Raw genomic sequence first — 21880 nt, 5'->3', positions numbered from 1 at the left:
GACTCCCACATATTACTTCATCCTCTCCTTCTTCACCTGTTAGCGTTTCCTGCGAAACTCTCCATTATGAAACAGCCGGTCTCGATGATCCAGCGACATCATAAAGTAAGGAAACTCATGAGCATCAATCGCTCTCAGCACTTCGCGGGCCGTTACCTTGGCCTGCCTGTAATCATCGCGGGTAATGTCGCTGCGCCGAAGCGCATCCTCCAGTTCATCCTCGTCCAGCAAAAAGACTTCCCCATCCTTGTTCACGACGACGTCAAGGTATAAATCATCAAACCACGGCACACCCTGGTCCGTAACCCCCTGCTTCTTGCAGATATCGATGTACCACTGTACAATTCTCCGCTTCTCATCAAACATCGCCGTGACAATAAAATGGCTGTCCTTCGGGTAATACTGCAGCCACGAATAGCCTCGATCCGCAATACGGTATGTATGCCTTCCATACGTCTTCCACAAAGGCTCTTTCAAACCGTAGATGGTGTATAAGGTGAGATATCCCGTGAACTGCTCTCCTTCCACATACCGGGAAGTGAAATGCCGCCTCGTAATGCGCCGCCAATTCGCCCGGTCTCCGAATTTACGTTTCATGGAATTTTCCTCCCCATATCGTAAATTCAGCTTACCACATTTGTTAAATACACTCAAAATAAACAAAGCAGGCGCAGCCGAGAGTAGATCTCAGCCGCGCCTGCTAAGCTGCTGCAGCAACTGCTTGGATGCGGTAGTATAAATTGCCTGCTGCCTGACAGGACTGTGCTAAGGCTGAGGCTGTGCCGTATTATTGCCTGGAGATAGACTGCTTTGAGGCGTTGTGGTGCCAGGGACAGATGTGTTCCCACCGCTGCCTCCGCTTTCACCTGTAGTACCCGTGCCCGTGCCGTTTCTGCCGGTGCCTGTACTGCTGCGGCCTTCAGTGCCGCCTGGGACAGGCGTGCTGCCGGTGTCACCGCTGGGTGCTGTTTCTCCCGAATCGTCCTCCCCTTCATCTTCTTCGCCAGCGCCTTCGCCTTCTCCACTCTCACCGCCTGGTCTGTTCGAGGTACCGTTCTGACCCGGACTCGGCTGCTCTGAGCCATTTCCTTGACCCGAACCGCTCCCGCTGCCAGAATTTCCTTCCCCGTTGCCAGGCTCCTCATTCTCTTCCGCATTGTCTTCTTCCTGATCACTCTCCTCGCGATCTTCCTCTTCCTGCTCGTTCTCATCATTAGGTTCCGCTTCCGGCTCCTCCTCTGGTGGTGCCGGACCGGTAATGACCACCTCAACAGTATTTGAAGGCTCACTTTCCTGATCGCTTTCCGGATCATAGGCGGTGACATAATAGCTGTAGGTCAGACCTGCAAGCACGCTGATATCATCGGTAGACGTGCCGGCCAGCTCATTCATAATCCGGGTATAATCTGTTTCTGACGCTTCCTTCCGGTAAACACGGTACTCTACTCCGCTAAGCTCGGAAGCACTCCATGTCAGGTTAACTGCATTCCCCTCTTCATTGTAATAACCGGATACATTCCGGACTGCGGACAACTCCGGCTGCTCCGGCTCAACGGGCGCCTGGGGCTGATCCAGAACCGGGAAGCTTTGCGGATCATAGTTCTGAACGGCCTTGTCCATAATCTTGCCCCACAGTGCCGCAGCCATCGGGCTGCTCTGCTTCAGCATGCGTTCAGCGCTGGGTTCATCGTACCCCATCCAGACTGCTGCAGTCAGCTCCGGGGTATATCCCACAAACCATACATCCCGGATTCCGCTGACCCCGGTTATCCCGCTCTGCGTCGTGCCCGTCTTGCCGGCAACAGGGCGGCTGATTCTCGCGTTACGGCCAGTCCCTTCATTCACCACCAGCTGCATCATATCTGTGATCTCCGATGCCGTCTCCGGTGACATGACACGCTCCGATGTCATCCCCTTATTCTCATGAACCACTTTGCCATTGCTGTTCTTAATCTGCTTGATAGCATAGGCCTCTTTCAGCTCACCGCCATTGGCAAAGGCTGTGAAGGCGCGTGCCATTTCAAAGGTATTGGTGCCCGTCGCTCCCAGAGCCAGAGACAGATTCTGATCGCTTTCTTTCACACTGATGCCCAGCTTCTGAGCAAATTGAAAGCCGGTCTTGACCCCGATCTTGTTCAGCATCCAAACAGCCGGGATGTTCTCAGAACGCTGAATTGCTTCTGCCATGCTGACACTTTTGGAGTATCCATTCAGGTTGTTCGGGCAATACTCCCCGAAGCACTGCTTTTCATTTGTGATCCTGGTGTCTTTTGACAGTTCGGGATCACTCTCCAGTGCGGGAGCGTACACAGCTACCGGCTTCAGTGAAGATCCCGGCTGCCGCACCTTACTGTCAAAAGCCCGGTTGAAGCTGGCGCGCTGATAATTCCGCCCCCCGCCAATGGCTACGATGCTGCCATTATGCTGGTTCATAATCACCATAGAGCCCTGCACAATGTCTTCACCGACACCTTTTTCAAAGTTGCTGTCATTATTGAATTCATCTTCAACCGCCTGCTGAGCAGACGCATCCATCGTGGTATAAATAGAGTAGCCGCCAACATTCAGGTCATCCTCGGTCAGGCCGTATTTCTCCTCGGCCTCCTCGATGACATAGTCAATGAACGCGGTATATTTCTGCTGTGTCGCAGGCGGCTCGTAGGTATACTCAACCTTTTTGGCTTTCTCGGCATCCGCCGCGCTGATATAGCCCTGCTGCTCCATCAGCGTCAGCACGACTGCTCGGCGTTCCATACTGAGCTCCGGATTTCGAATCGGATTGTATTTGGAAGGTCCCTTGGGCATTGCAGCGAGTGTCGCCATTTCCCAGAGCTCCAGCTTATTCAAGTCACTCTTGCCGAAATAATGCTGCGACGCAGCCTTAATTCCATAATAAGGGCCGCCAAAGTTGATCCGGTTCAGGTACATTTCCATAATTTCGTCCTTCGTGTGCTGACGCTCCAGCGCCAGCGCAATGGAAACCTCTGTGGCCTTTCGGAAGAAAGTCTTATCCCGGGTAAGGAAAATATTTTTGGCCAGCTGCTGGGTAATGGTGCTTCCCCCTTCAACCATCGCTCTTGCCATAATATCCTTCACGGCAGCGCGCCCGATCGACCAAATATCCACGCCGCTGTGATCATAAAAGCGTTTGTCCTCGGTGGCGATAAATGCCTGCTGCAGCAGCTCCGGGATCTGATCAATGTCGACCGGATCACTCTTTTGAATGGAGAGCTCACCCATAAGCTGCCCGTTACGATCATAAACCTTCGATGTGCCGTATGCCGTTAATTTGTCTTTGTTCTCCTCCAGCAGCCTCTCGCCGCTGACCATGATAAACAGGTATCCCGCCAGCGCACAGAACACGGCAAAAACGCCGGTAAAAAATAAGATCCACCCGACTTTTTTCCCCTTGCTCTTGGATTTGCCTGCGGGCTTCGTTGTTTTTCGGGCATTGTTATTTTTGTTTACCCTTGAAATTCCGTTATTATCCTTGCCAGCCATATGCGGCCCCCTCCTGACTCCCTGGTACTGTGGAAATGTGAAGACTTCTTCGGAAAGAAAAGAACAACCTTCTCAGGTTGTCCTCCACACTTCTTATACAACTAAACGAAATATACACCAAAAAGTTTCAGCTTAAACATGAAGCCAATCTTATTGCTCTCCCTGCTGCTCCTGCATCAGAGAAACATTGCGCTGCGGCATAAAGGTTGAAATCGCATGCTTATACACCATTTGCTGACGGCCGTCGCTGTCGATCACAATCGTAAAGTTGTCAAAAGCCTTGATGGTTCCGCGGATTTGGAAGCCGTTCGTTAAGTAAACGGTAGCGGGAATGTTCTCTTTGCGAAGCTGGTTCAAGAACGTATCTTGGATGTTGATGGACTTGTTCATTTAGCCGTACCCCCAATGGTTCAATTAGATTGTTATCATGTTATTCCATATGAATGTGAAGCTTTCCTGCTATTATAGCATGGATTTTTTCATAGCTTTCAATAAAATTTCCGGCTTCTCCCACATCGACCCACTGGATATCCTTCATATGGCGGAACCAGGACAGCTGGCGTTTGGCAAATCGGCGGGTATCCCGCTTCAGCAGGGTGACAGCCTCCTCCCACGTCAGCTCATGGCGTAAGTACGACACCATTTCCTTATAACCCAGCCCTTGCATGGCCACCATTCCGGGTTCAAAGCCTCGGTCCATCAATGCCGCAACCTCTTCAACAAGCCCTTGTCGCAGCATGATATCGATTCGTTCCTCAATACGGTTATATAGCATTTGGCGGTCCATTGTCAAACCGATCAAACAGAGCTCATAGGGAGATTCTTTCTTTTGCTGCTGCAGCGAAGCGGACATAGGAACCCCGGTCAGATGAACAATTTCGAGAGCCCGCACCACGCGGCGGACATCATTGGGATGCAGCCTCTCCGCGCTCAGAGGGTCTGCCTCGACCAGCTGCTGATGCAGGGCCGCTTCGCCATGCTGCTTGGCAAATTGAAATTTTTCCTGCCGGAAGGCTTCGTCAGAGCCTGTCTCACTGAACTGGTAATTGTAACACACCGACTCGATATACAGCCCCGTGCCGCCCACTATAAACGGCAGCTTTCCCCGGGCGCTGATCTCATGGATGAGCCTGACGCTCTCCTCTTGAAATTCCGCTACGGAATAGGGATAATCCGGTTCATGAATATCAATGAGATGGTGCGGGATGCCCTCCATCTCTTCTGCCGTAATTTTGGCCGTCCCGATATCCATGCCCCGGTACACCTGCATGGAATCGCCGGAGATGATCTCGGCGTTCAAGGCTTTCGCAAGCTCAATGCTCAGCTTCGTTTTTCCGACAGCTGTCGGGCCGATCAGAACCAGCAATTTGGGTCTCGCAGCACTAGTCAATGTAAATCACTCCGTACGTTATTTTTGAATTGCCGCGCGCCATTGCCTCAAACCCGAGACGTTCGAATTCAGGACTATTCCGCTTTTCCTTCATCACAACACTCTTACGGGCCACCCGTACCGCTTCCTGAACACTGAGTTGATCTAGTGCACTTCCATTTGCATAATGCCGCAGCGGATTAATAGAGGCCGAATCTGTCAATGGATCCCGAAACATGGGGTCAAAATACACAATATCCACGCTCTTGTCCGGAAGGCTCTGCAAATATTCCAGATGTCCGCTATGCTTGACCTCAATGCGCCGCATCGCTTCATCACTCCGTGCCAAATGACTGGTATAGGTCTTCAGGCCTTCCTTCAGCAGCACATATAATGGATGAGAGCTTTCAAGAGCCGTTACATGCCCGGAAAGCCCTGCTTTAAACGAAAACACGAGGGCATCCGTACCAAGACCCGCGGTGCAGTCCAGAACAGAATCTCCTTCCTCCATCCGCGCTGCCTGAAGCATAAGGTCCGTCTCCCCCCGCATGACGCGTTTGAGACGGACAAATCCCATGCTGGGATGGAATTCCAGCGTTTCCTTCCCGGGTCCCCCAAGCCGCACATGCCCTTCCAGAAGTATCAATATATCCTCATCGCCACTACTGGCTGCGAGACGGGCCAAGGAGCGTCCGCTGCGGGGCACGTACCTGCATCCCGTTTCTGCTGCAATACACTGAGCCCGGCTTACTAAATGTGCCGCTTCAGCCTCACCTGTTGTAATAATCATCGTATCCTCCTGCTTCGTTACATCACTCGTTTGAACAATTTTTCCAGATCATAGGTTGAAAAAGAAATGACGATCGGCCGTCCGTGAGGACACGTATACGGCTGTCTGCAGGCCGCAAGACGATCCAGCAGCTTCACGGACTCAGCCTCTGTCAGCTTCTGGTTCGCCTTAATCGAAGCCTTGCAGGAGGCCATAATCGACGAAGCCTCCCGCAGCTTGGAGAGATCAATATTGCGCTCCTGCAGCACCCACTCCGCCATTTCGATGATAAGATCTCGTTCCTCCCCCTTGGGAAACCAGTAGGGATGGGAACGGACGAGAAACGTCTGACCGCCGAAATGCTCCAAATAGACACCTACCTGCTCAAACCAGTGCAGACGTTCCTTCAGCTTCAAGGCGTCAGAAGGCGTGAATTCCAAGGTAATCGGCAGCAGCAGCTCTTGTGAAGCGTCCGCCGGCCTGCCGAATTTCTCGAAATAATCCTCATAATTAATGCGCTCATGGGCAGCATGCTGATCAATAAGGTACAGTCCGGTGTCGTTTTGGGCAATCAAGTACGTTCCGTGATGCTGCCCGATCAAAGACAGCTCGGGAAAAGCCGGGATTTCCGGTGCCGCACCGCCCCCAGTCTGCAGCCAGTCCTTGGACACTTGTCTCGCCGCTGGCGATAACGACGACTCTCTTTGCCCTCCAGGCTTGAAATTATTGCCGCTTGAAGCCGGCATGCCAGAGCTGCTTCGTGAAGCCGGCTTCTGTACGTCATAAGAAGCGGCGGCGGCCTCGCGAAGCTCGGGAGCATGCGGCCCCGCCTCCTGCCGTGTGGCCTCCGACAGCTTCGATGGGGTCGCCTTAGCCTCTTTCACTGACCTGTCCTCAGCAGGTTCAAAAGGCTTGGCTGCGTGATGGGGAGCAGCAGCTTGCGGATCACCCATGCCTTGTCTTGGAAACGACAGCTGCTCCTGGATATAAGCCGCTCCCTCTTTACCAATATGTTGCTTGGCCGGACGCGGGATTAGCACCTCCTGCATCAGCACCTTTTGAACAGCCTCCTGAATCAGAGCTGTCAGTTCTGCCTCCTTGCTGAAACGCACCTCCAGCTTGGAAGGGTGAACATTGACATCCACCAGAGATGGATGCATGTCCAGCTTCATGACCATAAGCGGGTAGCGGTTGATCGGGAGCATCGTATGATACCCTCGCAGAACAGCCTGTGTCAGGGCGTAGCTACGGATATACCGTCCATTCACAATAAAGGACATTGCATTGCGGTTCGCTCTTGTCCAGTCCGGGCGGCTGATAAAGCCGCTAATGCGGTAATCCATGTCCTCCGCTTCAATGGGCAGCATCGCTTTCGCTGTACCCGTCCCGTAGATCGCTGCAATGACATTGCGCGTATCTCCACCGCCCATCGTCTGAAGCAGCACATTGCCGTTATGCCGCACCGTAAACGCAATATCGGCCCGAGACAGGGCGAGGCGGTACATATAATCCGAGATATGGCCCAGCTCGGTCTGGATCGTTTTCATATATTTCAGCCTTGCCGGCGTATTGTAAAACAATTCCTTCACGATGAAATCTGTACCACGCGGCGCCGCCGTATCCTCGTTCACCTTCAGCTGCCCGCCTTCAATAACAATCCTTCGTCCCCGTCCGTCAGTATTGCTCGATGTCGTCAATGTCACCTTGGATACAGCTGCAATGGACGGCAGAGCCTCTCCGCGAAAGCCGAGACTCGTAATCTGAAACAGATCTCTACCCTGAGAAATCTTGCTGGTAGCATGGCGGTAAAAGGCGGTTTCGCAATCGTCAGGCTCAATGCCGGAGCCGTTGTCGGTGACGCGAATGCTGTGCAGGCCGCCTTCTTCCACGGACACCTCAATCACGGTGCTCCCGGCGTCCATCGCGTTCTCAACCAGCTCCTTGACGACGGAGGCCGGCCGCTCCACGACTTCACCGGCAGCGATCTGGTTTGCGATATGCTCGTCCAATATGTGTATTTTGGCCATCGTTTCTACCTCCATCGTTGTTGCTGATTTACATTATAGTAATTGCTTCGCTTTCGTTCTCAGCTCGTTCAAGAGCTGCATGGCCTGCAGCGGGGTCATGTTCATAATATCGGCTGACCTTATATCCTCCAGAATCTGCTCCTTCATAGGGTCCGGGATCGACGCCTTCACGGCGGACTCAGGCTTGCCTGCGGCCATCGCTCGGGTAGAAGCCTCTTCTTCCTCACCGAACATCGAGAGCTGGAATACATCCCGGCTTTCTTTGGTTTGATCCCGCTTCCATGCTGTCTCCAGGGAAGCAGCCGCTTCTCCTGCTACAGCATGCAGAGAGGCCTTCTCCAGATCCTGCAGCAGCCCGTAGGCACGGTCAATGATGCTGCCGGGCAGGCCAGCCAATCTGGCACAGTAGATTCCATAACTGCTGTCTGCCGCACCTGAAACCAGCTTTCTCAGAAAATGAACCTGATCCCCGCTCTCCTGCACGGCCATTGAATAATTGACGAGACCGTCCAGGCTGTCCGCCAAATGGGCAAGCTCATGAAAATGCGTGGAGACCAAAGCTTTACAGCGTATGACATCATGTACATACTCAATCACCGCCTGGGCAATCGCCATACCCTCACTCGTTGACGTGCCTCGTCCCAGCTCATCGATGATAATCAGGCTGTTCGGTGTCGCTTTCTCTGTCATGACCTGTATATCTGCCATTTCCACCATAAATGTGCTTTGACCGCCAATCAGGTCATCTGCCGCCCCAATCCGCGTAAAGATACGATCCACCAGCGGTAGCACAGCCCGCTCTGCAGGTACAAAGCAGCCGATTTGAGCCATGATGGAGAACAGCGCCACCTGGCGCATATAGGTGCTTTTTCCAGCCATATTCGGTCCGGTAATCAGCAGTATGGACGAGCCGTCCTTCTGGAGGCTGGTTCCATTTGAAATAAAGGCAGAATCCTTCATAACCGCTTCGACGACCGGATGCCGGCCGGCCTCAATGTTCATATCATATCCATCGCTCAGCTCCGGCTTGACATAACGCTGATCTGCGCTGACTGCAGCAAGAGATTGGTATACGTCCATCTCCGCGACCTGCTCTGCGAGCTTCTGCAGACGGGCAATCTCGGCATTGACCGCTTCACGCAGCTCTGTAAACAAGGCATACTCCAGATCCACCATCTTGTCTTGGGCTTCCAGAATAAGGCCTTCCTTCTCCTTCAGCTCCGGAGTCACGTAACGCTCCGCGTTCGCAAGCGTCTGCTTCCGTTCATACCGCCCCTCAGGCAGCGCAGACAGATTGGATTTGGTCACTTCGATATAGTACCCGAACACTTTATTGAAGCCGATTTTGAGCGATTTGATGCCTGTCGCCGCACGTTCTCTGGCTTCCAGCTCGGCGATCCACTGCTTGCCGTTCCGGCTTGCCTCGCGCAGCTCGTCCAGCCGCTCATGATAGCCTGGCTTGATCATGCCGCCATCACGCAGAGACACCGGAGGATCATCCGCAATGGCGTCCCCGATCAGGGCGCATAAATCACCGCAGATATCCATGCTTTGGGCGAGCCGCTGCAATGTCTCCGAGCCTGAATCCTGACAGAGCTCTTTCAATGCGGGAATCTGCTGCAAAGACAGCTTCAGGGCGTTCATATCCCTGCCATTGGCGCTGCCAAAGGCAATTCTGCCGACCAGCCGCTCCAGGTCATAAATTTCCTTCAGGGCGGCCCGCAGGTCCTCCCGGACAATATATTGCTGATACAGCCGCTCTACGGCCTCCAGACGTTCTTCAATACGGCTGCGCGAGCGCAGCGGCTTATCGATCCACCGGCGAAGCAGACGCGCTCCCATGGAGGTCTCCGTCCGGTCCAGCAGCCACAGGAGCGAGCCCTTCTTGGAGCGCTCCCGAACCGTTTCAACCAGCTCCAGGTTTCTCCGCGTGAACGGATCCAGAACCATAAATTGACCGGGCTCATATGAGGATATCCGGGTTAACTGTCCCATGCTTCGTTTCTGCGTCTCATTCAGGTATGAGATGAGCAGCGACACGCATTTCTGCCGTTCCTGATCCAGCCGGGCCCATGTGGAGTCCCCGAACTGTGCCGAGACCAGATCATCCTGTCTCCGTTCCCAGGACGTATAGAGCACGGGCCGGCCGGAAGGAAGCGCACTTGAAGCCACAGCGCTGAGCAGCGACTCATCACCAATAATTTCAGAAGGCTCATAGATTCCGATTTCGTCCCGTAGCCACTCTTCCGAAGCCGGCATTGAGGTCACATAGAGCTCCCCGGTGGATAGGTCACAGGCCGCAATTGCCATTAATGCATCCTGAGACGTGATACAGACCATGTAGTTATTCGCCTTCTCGGCGACCGTCTTCCCTTCCATAATGGTGCCCGGCGTCACGACGCGGACAATTTCCCGCCGCACCATCCCCTTGGTCACCGAAGCGTCCTCCATTTGCTCGCAGATGGCGACCTTGTAGCCTTTTTCAATCAGACGTACGATATAGCCCTCGGCCGAGTGGAAGGGAACGCCGCACATCGGAATCTTGTCGCCGCCCCCGCCTTCGCGGCCGGTTAATGTAATCTCCAGCTCTTTGGATGCCAGAATGGCATCGTCAAAGAACATCTCGTAAAAATCTCCTAAACGGAAAAAAAGAAACGCATCCCGCGCCTGTTCTTTAATGCCTAAGTATTGTTCAATCATCGGCGTGTATTTTGCCATATTTACCTCCATGCCGTGTTCAGCTTGAACTCTATTATACCAAAAATCGAGTTAAGGTCACGGGAGTACCGGAAGATTCCAAAGTCTGCGAATATCCCTCGATTCATTCCAGGTTTTCCCGGAATAAATCTGCTGAAACAATCGGTCGATGCATTGCCGGTGAGCCTCATAAGCCTTTAGCTTCCCATAATCCTGATGCAGCCGCACAGCCCATGCAGATAGAACGCTGCGGTCACCTTCGTAATAAGCCCGGTGCACTTCGTTATAGGAGAGCGGCCGAAGATTCAGCTCACTATAATAGTGGGCAATCAGATATGCCATGTGGAGCACCCCGCGCGTAATCAGAGGAGACACGAGAAAGCTGGGGGGTGTCCGGTATTCAAAGCCGCCATGGCTCTGGTGACGGAAATCGCCGAGGCTTCCATATCTCGGACGGCGGGAGCGTCCCCGCGGATCCTCAAGCGCGGCCAAAGGCAGTGAAAGGTAGTTGTCCAGGCACTGCAGCACCTCAAGCGAGAGAGGAATACCGCTGAAATGCAGATGCCCGCCCAGCGGATAGCCGTCTGCCGGCATGGCGCCCGCTCTCCACTCCAGCGTCCGGTCCGTGATCAAGCTCCATGCGTCGCGGAACACCCTTCTCATCTCCAGCAGCAGACTTTCCGGCTCCGCTTTAGGCTCAGGACGAAGCTCCGCCAGCGGATAGGTCACGGTCTCGCCAATCCGAACTGCATCACAGCCCGCCCGACCATACCGGTCCAGAAATTGAGAGGCATCAGCCACCCTCCCCTCCCGGTCCACCAGAATAAATTCCGGGTCCATGCCCAACAAGACGGGGGCGCAGGGACCTTGAGGCTTCAGGCTGCTGTCTTGCCTCGGCTTACCATTATCGGAATGAGACCGCCGGGCGATGTGCTCGACAACGTAACGTCGCCCCGGCAGCAAAGAGATGGTGACCTCCCCGCGCTCCAGCCCCAAGACGTACAGAGTCCGTATAGCGGCTCGGCACAGCCGGGCGTGGAGGCCATCACTTGATCCGGAATGCCCCATACCTTGCATTGGAGTCTGCAAATAACCGGCGTTCGAAGCCATCAGCTTGCAGACCTCTGCGTCTTCCAGGCTATAAACGGTCACCAGGTAGCTGGCAGCATACCTGGACGGCATGCTCAAGGCATCTCCCTCCAGCGGACCTTTGATCCGGCTTGGAATGCCGGAACGCTCCAGTCGATGATGAATGTCTTCAAGACTCATTTGGAGCGGCTGCTCCACATTCCCGGAACTGCCTTTCCATTCGACCTCATCCAGCTTCATGATCCACCACCCTTTCCACGCCAACAAAAAAAGCCCCGGCACTCGGAGCTTTCAACAAAAGAGGGCGTTTGCCCTCTGCAAAGCCGCCCCCTACTGCATAGACTATCTTGTAACATGGGAATCAGCAGGGTTGGTTTACAGCTCATCCTCCAGATCGTCAAACTCCAGATCCTCATAATCGCTGTCGCCGCTGTCTCCCCCGGCAAATTCAAACTCTTTGTCCTCCAGATCACTTGCTTGACCCACCAGCACCAGCACCTTGGTTTCGGCGACCAGCTCAACGGAGTACTCTCTCTCCACTCTCAGAATTACGCTTTTCCCGTTGGAGGATACACTGGCTTCCACACAGCTTGGTTCCTGGGTTGCTTCCGCCGATACCTCTACGGTGGAGGAACGGTGCTTGGGATCCAGATAAGAGAGAGGCACGCGCTCTACATACGACACCGTTTCTTTGGCCACATCGGTCTGCGAATTTTTGTCATAGGAATACCAGATGTTCAAATCATAAGTACCTACAACCTCGATTCCGTCTCCGGCGGCCACCGCCTCATACTGATGCTGTATAATCCAGGCCCCTAAAATACTGGTTGGATTATTGGGCGGAGTCACGGTATGTGTTACGGTAGAGAATTTGCGCCCTTTGCCGCAGATCGCCTTGGTGATAATTTCTCTACATTGGTGTTTACTGCTCAATGACATCTTCGAACCTCCTCCATACAATCATTCCCTACAAGTGTATGCACGACATGGGCGAATGTTGAATGAAGTGGTCCAAATAAATTGTCTTTATGCTAAAAATAGTGATGCTAAGCGCGTTTAGCGACCTTACTGGTCGGCGCCTTGCTTCGCTTTGAAATTTTCAAGAAATCCTCCAGCTCTTTGCTCAGCTGCAAAATCGCCGACCTGACCTCGAACTCCTCCCGAGTCTTCGGCAGCTCCATTTCCCGGAATTTGGCTTGGACCTCTGTCAGCAGCTTCTCGGTTTTGCCTGTGTATTCCTCTGCGATCACATCCTGGCTGATCTGATCGAACAGCTCGGCGGCGAATATGCCTGTGGGCAGCTTCTCATAGATCTGGGACACCAGATGCATCATGGCGGCAATATGGTCCAGCTGCTCCTTCCGCATATAGAAGTAAACGTTCCACGCCAGATCCGGGTGCAGCATCTGGTTCTCCAGATTGCGGTTGCTCTCTGCAATGCCGCGCTCGACCATTTTACCGGCCTGAATCATTTCCTTGCCATCCCACAGATGAGACGGCTCCCGCAGCGTGCGGGAAATCTGGGTGAAAATCTGCGAGAATAGCCCGTCCACCTGCCGCCTGATTTGACCCAGCTGCCCCTCACCCTTGGGCATGTAGATCATGTTCACGACCATCGCCGAGCCCAGCCCGATCATAAGCAGCTGCACCTCGGTCCAAAAAATGTGAATGTCCAGCTCCTGCCCGCTGAATACGCGGAATACGACCACAGAGCTCGTGACAATGCCTTCCTTTAAATGTGCTTTGGAAATGGCCGGGAACGCAATCAGTATGTATAATGCCAGTACCCAGTAATGATAGCCCAGCAGCTGAAACAGCACTGACGCAAACACAAGACCGAGCAGTGACGCAAAAAAACGCGACGATACGGAGTGCAGGCTGCGCTTGCGCGTTACATCCACACCCAGTATCGCCAGCAGACCGGCTGAGGTTGCTCCCGGAATCTCTAATGCATCTGTAATTACAATGGCCAGCAAGGCCGCAATCGCTGTTTTGATCACACGGAATCCCATCATATCCAGTCTCCTGTCATTCCCGATGAACTTACAGATTTATCGTATCCCATTTTTGGAGGGGAGACAACCTGACATGGGCTCAACGGGAGCGAAGCAGCAGCTTTTCTATATAGACGACCAGCTGATACATGCCTGTGGCCGCCACTGCAATTACGAGCAGACTGGAGAGCACAATGGTGAAGTTAAACACCTGAAATCCGTACATAATCAAATAGCCAAGACCTGATTTCGCAACGAGAAATTCTCCCACAATCACGCCTACCCAGGCCATTCCTACATTGACCTTCAAGGTGGAGATTATGGCCGGGAATGAGACAGGCAGAATGACCCGCCTAAACCTCTGGGCCTTGCTTCCTCCGAATGTGCGGACGACCTTGACATAATTGGGGTCCACCTCAGAAAAGCTGTTATAGACCACCAGTGTAGTAACAATAACCGTAATTGAGAGCGTCGTCATGACAATCGCTGTAAAGCCGCCTCCAAACATGACAATAAAGATCGGTCCCAGCGCGACCTTGGGCATGCTGTTAAACACGACCATATACGGGTCCAGCACCTTCGACAGAAAAGGGGACCACCAGATCAGCACCGCCAGCAGTGTCCCCGCCAGCGTTCCCAGCAGAAATCCTACCGCGGTCTCGCCTACAGTTACTCCGATATGCCCCCACCATTCCAAGGTCACTGCCTGCTGAGAAAGATAGAGCGCAATTTTGCTGGGATAGCTGAAGAGAAGCACATCAATCCAGCTAAGCCTTCCGGCCACCTCCCACAGGGCAAAGAAGACGGCTAGCAGCAAAAGCTGCACTGCCAGCACCAGACGGCTCTCTTTTCGTTTCCGCCGCAGATGCACGGCATGCATATCATCAAGCCAGGCCCCACCGTTCTCCTGGCTCGAGAAAGCTCCTTTTCCCGGTTCTCCCACGGCATTCACTCCTTTCCGCTGATCTTCTCCATTTCATGCCATATGCTATGAAACAGCTCGTTAAAGCCTGGCTCCTTCCGGGCCAGAAACGGCTCCGTGCTGCGCACAGGCTCAGTGACGTCAAACACATAGTGAATCCGGCCCGGGTTTCGATTTAACAGCACCACCCGATCACTCATAGCAATGGCCTCCGACAAGTCATGCGTGACCAGCACAGCCGTTTTGCGGCGCTCCTTCAGCGTTTTGACGATGAGGTTCTCCAGCTTCAGCTTTGTCTGGTAATCCAGCGCAGAGAACGGCTCATCCAGAAGCAGCAAGGATGGATCGGCAGCCAGCGTGCGGACCAGGGCCACACGCTGACGCATCCCGCCGGACAACTGCTGGGGATAAAAGCTACCGTAGCCCGCCAAGTCCATCTCCTTCAGCAGCTCTTCGATCAGCACAGCCGAAGCCTCATTCAGTCCGCCTGTCAGCTCCAGTCCGAGCAGCGCATTCTTCTGAATGCTAAGCCAAGGGAACAGATAATCCTGCTGCAGCATATAGCCTACCTCGGGGGAGGTGCCCTCTACCGCATGGCCGTTCACGGTTACTGTGCCCTTTGAAGGCTGCAGCAGCCCGGCAATGATCGACAGAAGGGTCGTTTTGCCGCAGCCGCTAGGCCCGATGAGACTGACAAATTCACCAGGATAAACGGTGAGATTAATGTCCTCAATAGCCAAGGAAGCTTCCCGGTCACTAACATAAGCATGTGTAATTTGCTTCAGCTCCACAGCCGGCTTCATTCCTGATTCCTCCTTCCCCGGCAGGCGGCCGTCTTGGTTCATTCTCCGCTCCGCTTTGCCTGCTCTGCAAAACGATTATTGACGATTTCCTCTGCAGCCACCCGCTCTTTGAGCTCGCCCGCCTGCTCCATGACATCCAGCAAATTATTCCACTCCTGATCATCTACAATGGGGTCCGTAGCGTACGTGCCCTGCTCCATGTAACGCTTGACGGAAGAAATGACAATTTCGGGATCTGTATCCTTGAAAAACGGCATGATGACCTCCGCCACCTCTTCCGGTGAATGCGTGTTTACCCACTGCTGAGCTTGGTACAAAGCATTTGTAAACCGCTGGACTGTATCAGCATTCTCATTCATATAGCTTTCTTTTGTCATAAACACGGTATAAGGCAGATGGCCGCTCTCTACCCCGAAGGAGGCGACGACCTTTCCTTTGCCCTCCTGTTCGAAGATGGATGCCTGCGGCTCAAACAGCTGCACATATTCTCCGGTTCCCGAAGCGTAAGCAGATGCGATATTGGCGAAGTCGATATTCTGAATCAGCTCCAGATCCTGCCTGGGATCAATGCCTTTGCCCCGCAATGCAAACTCGCCCGCCATCTGCGGCATACCGCCCTTGCGCTGGCCCAGGAACACCTTCCCTTTTAATTGATCCCACTCAAAGGCTCCCGGGGACTCTCTTGCCATCAAAAAGGTCCCGTCTGTTTGTGTCAGCTGCCCGAAGTTAATGACCGGATCCTCCGCACCTTGCTGATACACATAAATCGAGGTCTCAGAGCCTACCAGCGCGACATCAATGCCCCCTGATAACAGTGCAGTCATCGTTTTGTCCCCGCCAAAGGTCGTTTGCAGCTCTACCTCCAGTCCCTGATCTTCAAAAAAGCCTTTCTCCATCGCGACATACTGCGGTGCATAGAACACCGAACGCGTGACCTCGCCGATCTTGACCTTCATCGTTTCACTCTTTCCGCTGCATCCGGACAGTACTAGGGTACATACCATCAGGATGGACAGGGTCATGAACCAGCCTTTTCTTATCATCGCTACCCCTCCACCTGTGAATGATTCTTTTCTTTCCCTAATTTATGCAGCAGCCGTGAGGATGGTTAAAGGCCTTGAGGGCCCATACCAACACAGTCTTAGGACGCCCATAAAAAAAAAGGGCTTTACGTCTGATCACCTTTCGGCTGTCAGGCGTAAAGCCCATATCAAATTCTATTCTATTAAAGCTGATAAACGTCCTTATACTTCGCTTCCAAATAATCGGCCAAATAATCCGGATTCAGCGGTTCACCAGTTACACGGACAATAATCTCGGAAGGCTTCTCGCTTTTGCCGTAGCGGAGGATCTTGTCCGTCAGCCACTCCTTGATGGGCGTCAGATTCCCTTCCTCAATAAGCTGATCCAAGTCCGGCATTTCCTTACGCATCGTGTGCATAAATTGTGCTGCATACATATTTCCAAGCGAGTAGGAGGCAAAATATCCGAAATCTCCACCGGACCAGTGAACATCCTGCAGAACACCCATCCGGTCATCAGGCGGCATGATTCCAAGGTATTCTTTGTACTTCGCATTCCAGATTTCCGGGAGCTCCTTTACGGAGAGGCCTTCATTAAACAGCATCTTCTCGATTTCATACCGGATAATGATATGAAGATTGTAGGTCAGCTCGTCGGCTTCAATGCGAATGAACGAATTCTCCACGCGATTGACTGCACGGTAGAAGGCTTCTGCCTCGACATCTCCAAACTGCTGCGGAAAATGCTGCTGTAGATCGCGGAAATACCGCTTCCAGAAGGCGCGGCTGCGGCCAATCATATTCTCCCACAGCCGGGATTGGGATTCATGAATACCCATTGAGGTGCCGCCGGATAACGGAGTGCCGTGCAGCGCAGCTTCAATATTTTGCTCATAGAGAGCGTGACCGCCTTCGTGCAGCGAGCTGAATACCGCGCTCGTCACTTCATCCTGTAAATAGTGAGTTGTAATCCGGACATCACCGTTGTTCAGCCCGATGGCAAACGGGTGAACACTCTCGTCCAGACGGCCGGCTTCAAAATCGTAGCCCATCTGCTCCAGAATAAACAGGCCGAACTTTTCCTGCTGACCTACATCGAACAATTGATGCATAAACGCCGTTTCTGGCTGCTTGCCACGTTCTCTGATGGTTTGAGCCAGCGGAACAAGCCTTGCGGTCAGGCGCTGAAACACCTCATCCAGCTCCGCCACGGTCATATCCGGTTCATACATATCCAGCAGGGTATCATAGGGAGTCTGCTTCGCACCCCAATAACCGATGAACTCCTTTTTGAATTCCACAATGCGGCTCAAGTAAGGCTCAAAGCCAACAAAATCGTCATTCTTCTTGGCGTCCTCCCACATCGATTCCGATTGAGCCGCCAGTACTGTATACTCCTTGAAGCGTTCTGCCGGCAAAGACTTGTTGCGGTCATACTCCTTGCCCGCTTCCTGAACCATTCGGCGCTGCAGCTCATTTAGCTGCTCTTGAACGCTTGGAGCGGACAGCGCTTGGATCAGCTCTCCCATCTCAGCGGAGGTCAACAGCTTGAAAGCTTCCGTAGAGAGCATGCCCAAGGTTTCTGACCGGGAAGCAACTCCTTTCTTGGGAGCTCCGGTGCGCAGATCCCAAGCGAGCAGCCCGACCGCTTCATTATAACTGGAAATTTGGCGGAATAACGCTTCAAAGCGTGACCATTCCTCACTCCATTGTTTTTCCATCGAACTTCACCTGCTTTTTAAATATGGTTTACACCTTCTACTTGATGATACTTTTCTTCAGGTTTATAATCAACTTTTGAGAAGGCACATCTGTGTGTACATAGCAAAAGGAGTGTGTTACAGCCATGATGATCCAACTGACCGAGGCAGCAGAACAGAAACTTAAAGGAAAGCTTAGCAATTCCCCCGGCGTCATCAGGCTGATCCACGACTCTGAAGGCTGCGGCTGCGTGATGAGTGCCGTTCCGGGGCTGGAAATTATCGAACAACCGGGCGAGAATGACGTCGCGTTGGACACGAAAGCTTCTTACCCTATTTACATGAGCCGCAATCATGAGGTATTTTTCGAGGAAGCGCTGATGCTGGACCTGAATTCGAGCGGACTTCATTTCCGATTGTCAAGCACGGGCCAGACCTACAGCACGAACGTCAAGCTTGTGGACCGCCGCCTGAAGGCGTAGGTTACATGCCCAGCACATTATCTATTATCAAGGAGGAATTGTATCATGACGACTCAGCTTAGCAGTATTATGGAGCACAACCACAAATTTGTTCAGGACAAGCAGTATGAAGCTTACGAAACGAGCAAGCTTCCCGACAAGAAAACCTTGATCGTAACCTGTATGGACACTCGTTTGGTTGAACTGCTTCCTAAAGCTATGAATTTCAAGAATGGCGACATCAAGATCATCAAGACAGCAGGCGCCATTGTCTCCAACCCGTTTGGCAGCGCGATGCGCTCCATTCTAGTAGGACTTTATGAGCTTAACGTTGAGGAAGTTATCGTCGTTGGACATCATGAGTGCGGTATGGCCTCCCTCAATTCCGAACGAATGGTCAGTTCCATGAAAGAGCGCGGCGTTTCCGATGAAGTGCTCTCCACCCTGGATCATTCCGGAATCAAGCTGGATGAATGGCTGCGCGGCTTCGATAACGTAACCTCTGCGGTTGAGAATACAGTCAGCCTGATCAAGAATCATCCGCTGCTGCCACGAAACACCCCAGTTCATGGAATGGTGATCCATCCGGCAACAGGCGCTCTTGATCTGGTCGTTGAAGGCTACAGCGCACCCTGATCAGTATCTTTCATCCCCTGGCATGAGCCGCACTGCGGCTCATGTTTTTTTGTATTTTCTGTGACTTATTTGTCAAACCATACAGTCATGGTGTACACTTTTAATGAACGGACCCGGAAGACGGGAGCACCTGGCTTTCGGCTCACTGATACAGTTCCAAAAGGGGTCATGAACATGAATACGTTGTCATACGGCCTGCTTGGTTTACTCGCCCGGAAGGAATCCTCCGGCTACGAGCTGATGCTTCGAATTCAGCCCTTCTGGCAGGCAAAGCATAGTCAGATTTATCCGCTGCTTGCCCGAATGGAAGAGAAAGGCCTGCTTAGCTCCTACTGGGTTCAGCAGAGCGACAAGCCTGACAAGAAGATTTATGCCATCACGGAAGACGGTATAAGCAAACTCCGGGAATGGATGCATCAGCCGATCGCTCCCTCTGTCACCAAGGATGAGCTGTCTCTTCGAACCTTTTCACTCTGGTTAAGCGAGATTGGCGTATCCGTTGAGATTTACCAGGAACGCCGGGAGCTTTATACGGAGAAGAAGCGGTATTATGAAGAGCTCTTGGCAGGCATTCCGCAAGGACAGTGCCACCCCGGCTCCAAAGAGTTCGGCAGTTATATTTTGGCTACCAAAGCCTTAATGACGGTCGATGCCGAGCTGAAGTGGTGTGATTGGGTCCTGAAGCTGCTGACTGAGCACAGCTACGCTGCTGCCGGACGTGAGTAAATATTTTTGAAACGAATCATGAGCTAGTCCGTATACTAAAGTATGATCACTAATTTTATTTTTGGGAGGTTCGAAAGAACACGATGAAAAAACTACTCGCGATCTTAGTCGTGCTTACCATGTTTCTGGTAACCATTGCTCCGGATTCTGTAGATGCAAGAAGAGGCGGCGGATTCAGCTCAGGTAAGAAAAGCTTCCAGTCCACGCCGAAGAAAGCGGATGATAATGTACAGAAATCCACGACGAACAACACGAATAACACAACAGGGGCAGCTACACAGAACCGCGGCTTCTTCAGCGGCGGCAGCCTTATGAAAGGTCTTATGATCGGTGGCCTGGCAGGTCTGCTCTTCGGCGGGATGTTCGCTGGTATGGGCTTCATGGGTGAAATCATGGGACTTCTGATTAACCTGATTGCCGTATGGGCTTTGATTATGATTGTGATGGCTGTAGTGAGAGCTGTTAAGAATCGCCGCCGCAACGTAGACACTGACGTAGACGATCGTAACAGAAGGTACTAATTATGGTCTTAAGCATGGACGAGATTATCAATGCCGTATGTCTTCACCAGGCTGAACGTAAAGGCGTAAAGCCTACAGACGTTACTGTAGAACTCAACTGGGACGAAGACACCGGCTATACTGCTGAGGTATGGGTGCATGATCGCAGTCAGTATCTGATCGAAGCCAACCTTATGGAGGCTATTCTGCGCTACCTCAACTCCGAGTACAGAATCCGGGCCTACCGGGAACAGGTACGCCTGGAGCTGGAAGACGAGATTATTGCCGTCGTATCGCAATAAATCACAGCATAGCTAAGGCGCTCACTAGACATTGTCGGTGAGCGCCTTTTATAATATCTGCAATGTCAGAGAGGTGTGAATGAGCTTGCTTCGATCCTACAAACCTATGATCATTGTTCTTTTGCTTATGGCTGGCATTGTAGCCGTTTGGATATTTGGAGCTACATATTATAGTCAGCATATTTTTCACGCAGCAGATCACAAATACAAGCTGTCATCTGCTTCACATCCTAACCGTCTGCAATACATATCAAGCACTGGTCCACTTATTGAAGTACAACCCGGGCAGGATGATCAGGTTCAAATTACCATCGCTAAAGAAGAATATGTGGTAGAGAAGCTTCTTGACCATACGGACAGCCCTGACTCTCAAGAAGACAGCAGCGCTGAGTACCTCGTAACATACCCTGACGGTGAAGTCTACAGAGTCAGAGAGTCTGCGGGCCGATTAACTGCTGAGGACTCTTACGGCAATACAGTCAACAGACATAGCGTTTATATTGGCGGTGTCAGAAAGCTGGCAGAAGACGAGCCGTACTATCATCCCGTAGCATTCGTTCAGGCCGCGTACGAGAAGCATCAGCCGTTACAAGGCCAGCGATGGCTGTATGTGCTCTCCATTCTATTGCTGATTCATGGCTGCTGTCTCTTTTTATTCGAGCGTTATCAGACGTTTTGGTTCTGGATGTCCTTTGAATGGATTTATGTCAAAAACCCTCAACCGAGTGATTTCTACTACTTCTGTACCAAGTTGGGAGGTATATTTACCGTTGCAGTCTCATTTGTGATGTTCTATAAATCGCTGTAGTTCACGGTATGCACTAGGATAGATACCGCTCCCGGATGATCTTTAAATGATATTTTTCATGACCTGCAATAATGTATGCCATCGCCCGCACAGAGAGTAGCACCTCACCTGCGAAGCCATGGCGTTCCCAAGCCTCTTCAGGAAGCCCCTTAAGGAGCTGAATCGTGGACTGACGAACAGCTTTATATTCGTCGATCATGGAGTCAAGCTCTCTATGCTTGTAATCTGCCAGCTTCACGAAGCTTTCCCGATCGGAGCTCGTCAAAGGCATGGCATCCCCTCGTGCAAACCGGTACAGCCAATAGCTTAACAGGCGTTCATGATCAAAAATATGACCAAACACCTCTTTAACGGTCCACTTTCCTTCCTCATAACAGCCATTAGCCTGATCCTCATTGAGTGCACCGAACAGCTCTGCAGCTTCAGCCTGCTGTGCTGCCAGCACCTCAACAATTTGGGGTTCTTGAATGAGCCCAATATATTTCTCATAATATTCCGGATAATCCTTAGCCTGTGGTCTTCCCTTCATCTATGTCTCCTCCTTCAACCATGTA

Annotated in this window: 21 protein-coding genes; 6 read left to right on the top strand and 15 right to left on the bottom strand. The window is 52.3% G+C overall.

The window, feature by feature from the left end; translation table 11 throughout:
* Positions 1-39: 39 nt before the first annotated feature.
* The 14 genes from E6C60_RS09735 to E6C60_RS09670 form a co-directional block, all read right to left on the bottom strand.
* A complete protein-coding gene (locus E6C60_RS09735; RefSeq protein WP_138225675.1) occupies positions 40-597 on the bottom strand; it encodes a ribonuclease FAU-1 family protein in 558 nt (185 codons plus the stop codon).
* Positions 598-765: 168 nt separating this feature from the next.
* Complete coding sequence (locus E6C60_RS09730; RefSeq protein WP_138225674.1) at positions 766-3501, bottom strand: transglycosylase domain-containing protein; 2736 nt, start codon at positions 3499-3501, stop codon at positions 766-768.
* A 150-nt stretch (positions 3502-3651) separates the two neighbouring features.
* The gene (gene hfq / locus E6C60_RS09725) at positions 3652-3891 is read right to left on the bottom strand and encodes an RNA chaperone Hfq (protein WP_138225673.1); all 240 of its coding nucleotides are present in this window, start codon (positions 3889-3891) and stop codon (positions 3652-3654) included.
* A gap of 40 nt (positions 3892-3931) precedes the next feature.
* Positions 3932-4891: a tRNA (adenosine(37)-N6)-dimethylallyltransferase MiaA gene (gene miaA / locus E6C60_RS09720; RefSeq protein WP_138225672.1), complete on the bottom strand. Its 960-nt coding sequence runs from the start codon at positions 4889-4891 to the stop codon at positions 3932-3934.
* Positions 4884-5660: a class I SAM-dependent methyltransferase gene (locus tag E6C60_RS09715; protein ID WP_138225671.1), complete on the bottom strand. Its 777-nt coding sequence runs from the start codon at positions 5658-5660 to the stop codon at positions 4884-4886. The genes miaA and E6C60_RS09715 overlap by 8 nt, the downstream gene beginning before the upstream one ends.
* Before the next feature lie 17 nt (positions 5661-5677).
* Positions 5678-7666 carry a DNA mismatch repair endonuclease MutL gene (gene mutL, locus E6C60_RS09710; protein WP_138225670.1) on the bottom strand — a complete coding sequence of 663 codons (1989 nt, stop codon included), beginning with the start codon at positions 7664-7666 and terminating at the stop codon, positions 5678-5680.
* Positions 7667-7699: 33 nt separating this feature from the next.
* Positions 7700-10384 (bottom strand): DNA mismatch repair protein MutS, encoded by a 2685-nt coding sequence (gene mutS / locus E6C60_RS09705; protein ID WP_138225669.1) that lies wholly within the window; start codon positions 10382-10384, stop codon positions 7700-7702.
* A 57-nt stretch (positions 10385-10441) separates the two neighbouring features.
* Positions 10442-11692 carry a putative amidoligase domain-containing protein gene (locus E6C60_RS09700; RefSeq protein WP_138225668.1) on the bottom strand — a complete coding sequence of 417 codons (1251 nt, stop codon included), beginning with the start codon at positions 11690-11692 and terminating at the stop codon, positions 10442-10444.
* A 135-nt stretch (positions 11693-11827) separates the two neighbouring features.
* Positions 11828-12391, bottom strand: coding sequence for an outer spore coat protein CotE (locus E6C60_RS09695; RefSeq protein WP_138225667.1), 564 nt, complete (start codon positions 12389-12391; stop codon positions 11828-11830).
* A gap of 107 nt (positions 12392-12498) precedes the next feature.
* On the bottom strand, positions 12499-13464 hold the full coding sequence (locus tag E6C60_RS09690; protein ID WP_138227724.1) for an aromatic acid exporter family protein: 966 nt from the start codon (positions 13462-13464) through the stop codon (positions 12499-12501).
* 82 nt (positions 13465-13546) lie between these two features.
* Positions 13547-14326, bottom strand: a complete 780-nt coding sequence (locus E6C60_RS09685) for an ABC transporter permease (protein WP_138227723.1) — start codon at positions 14324-14326, stop codon at positions 13547-13549.
* A gap of 68 nt (positions 14327-14394) precedes the next feature.
* On the bottom strand, positions 14395-15171 hold the full coding sequence (locus E6C60_RS09680; protein WP_138225666.1) for an ABC transporter ATP-binding protein: 777 nt from the start codon (positions 15169-15171) through the stop codon (positions 14395-14397).
* A 38-nt stretch (positions 15172-15209) separates the two neighbouring features.
* The gene (locus tag E6C60_RS09675) at positions 15210-16214 is read right to left on the bottom strand and encodes an ABC transporter substrate-binding protein (protein WP_138225665.1); all 1005 of its coding nucleotides are present in this window, start codon (positions 16212-16214) and stop codon (positions 15210-15212) included.
* A gap of 182 nt (positions 16215-16396) precedes the next feature.
* Positions 16397-17914: a carboxypeptidase M32 gene (locus E6C60_RS09670; RefSeq protein ID WP_138225664.1), complete on the bottom strand. Its 1518-nt coding sequence runs from the start codon at positions 17912-17914 to the stop codon at positions 16397-16399.
* Between the two features lie 125 nt (positions 17915-18039).
* On the opposite strand from E6C60_RS09670, the gene E6C60_RS09665 reads away from it, so the two are divergent.
* The 6 genes from E6C60_RS09665 (at position 18040) to E6C60_RS09640 (ending at position 21326) form a co-directional block, all read left to right on the top strand.
* Positions 18040-18375: an iron-sulfur cluster biosynthesis family protein gene (locus E6C60_RS09665; protein WP_138225663.1), complete on the top strand. Its 336-nt coding sequence runs from the start codon at positions 18040-18042 to the stop codon at positions 18373-18375.
* 45 nt (positions 18376-18420) lie between these two features.
* Positions 18421-18990, top strand: a complete 570-nt coding sequence (locus E6C60_RS09660; RefSeq protein WP_138225662.1) for a beta-class carbonic anhydrase — start codon at positions 18421-18423, stop codon at positions 18988-18990.
* A 174-nt stretch (positions 18991-19164) separates the two neighbouring features.
* A complete protein-coding gene (locus E6C60_RS09655; RefSeq protein WP_138225661.1) occupies positions 19165-19716 on the top strand; it encodes a PadR family transcriptional regulator in 552 nt (183 codons plus the stop codon).
* A gap of 83 nt (positions 19717-19799) precedes the next feature.
* Entirely contained in the window at positions 19800-20237 is a 438-nt protein-coding gene (locus E6C60_RS09650; RefSeq protein WP_138225660.1) for a hypothetical protein, read from the top strand.
* 2 nt (positions 20238-20239) lie between these two features.
* Positions 20240-20518 (top strand): YxcD family protein, encoded by a 279-nt coding sequence (locus tag E6C60_RS09645; protein WP_138225659.1) that lies wholly within the window; start codon positions 20240-20242, stop codon positions 20516-20518.
* A gap of 106 nt (positions 20519-20624) precedes the next feature.
* Positions 20625-21326, top strand: coding sequence for a DUF6199 family natural product biosynthesis protein (locus tag E6C60_RS09640; RefSeq protein WP_138225658.1), 702 nt, complete (start codon positions 20625-20627; stop codon positions 21324-21326).
* A 13-nt stretch (positions 21327-21339) separates the two neighbouring features.
* Here the strand turns inward: E6C60_RS09640 and E6C60_RS09635 are convergent, their stop codons facing one another.
* Positions 21340-21855, bottom strand: a complete 516-nt coding sequence (locus E6C60_RS09635; protein WP_138225657.1) for a DinB family protein — start codon at positions 21853-21855, stop codon at positions 21340-21342.
* Between the last annotated feature and the right edge of the window lie 25 nt (positions 21856-21880).

The sequence above is a fragment of the Paenibacillus algicola genome, assembly GCF_005577435.1.
In the GTDB taxonomy this organism is placed as follows: domain Bacteria; phylum Bacillota; class Bacilli; order Paenibacillales; family Paenibacillaceae; genus Paenibacillus_AQ; species Paenibacillus_AQ algicola.
This window is presented reverse-complemented; position numbering and strand designations above follow the sequence as displayed.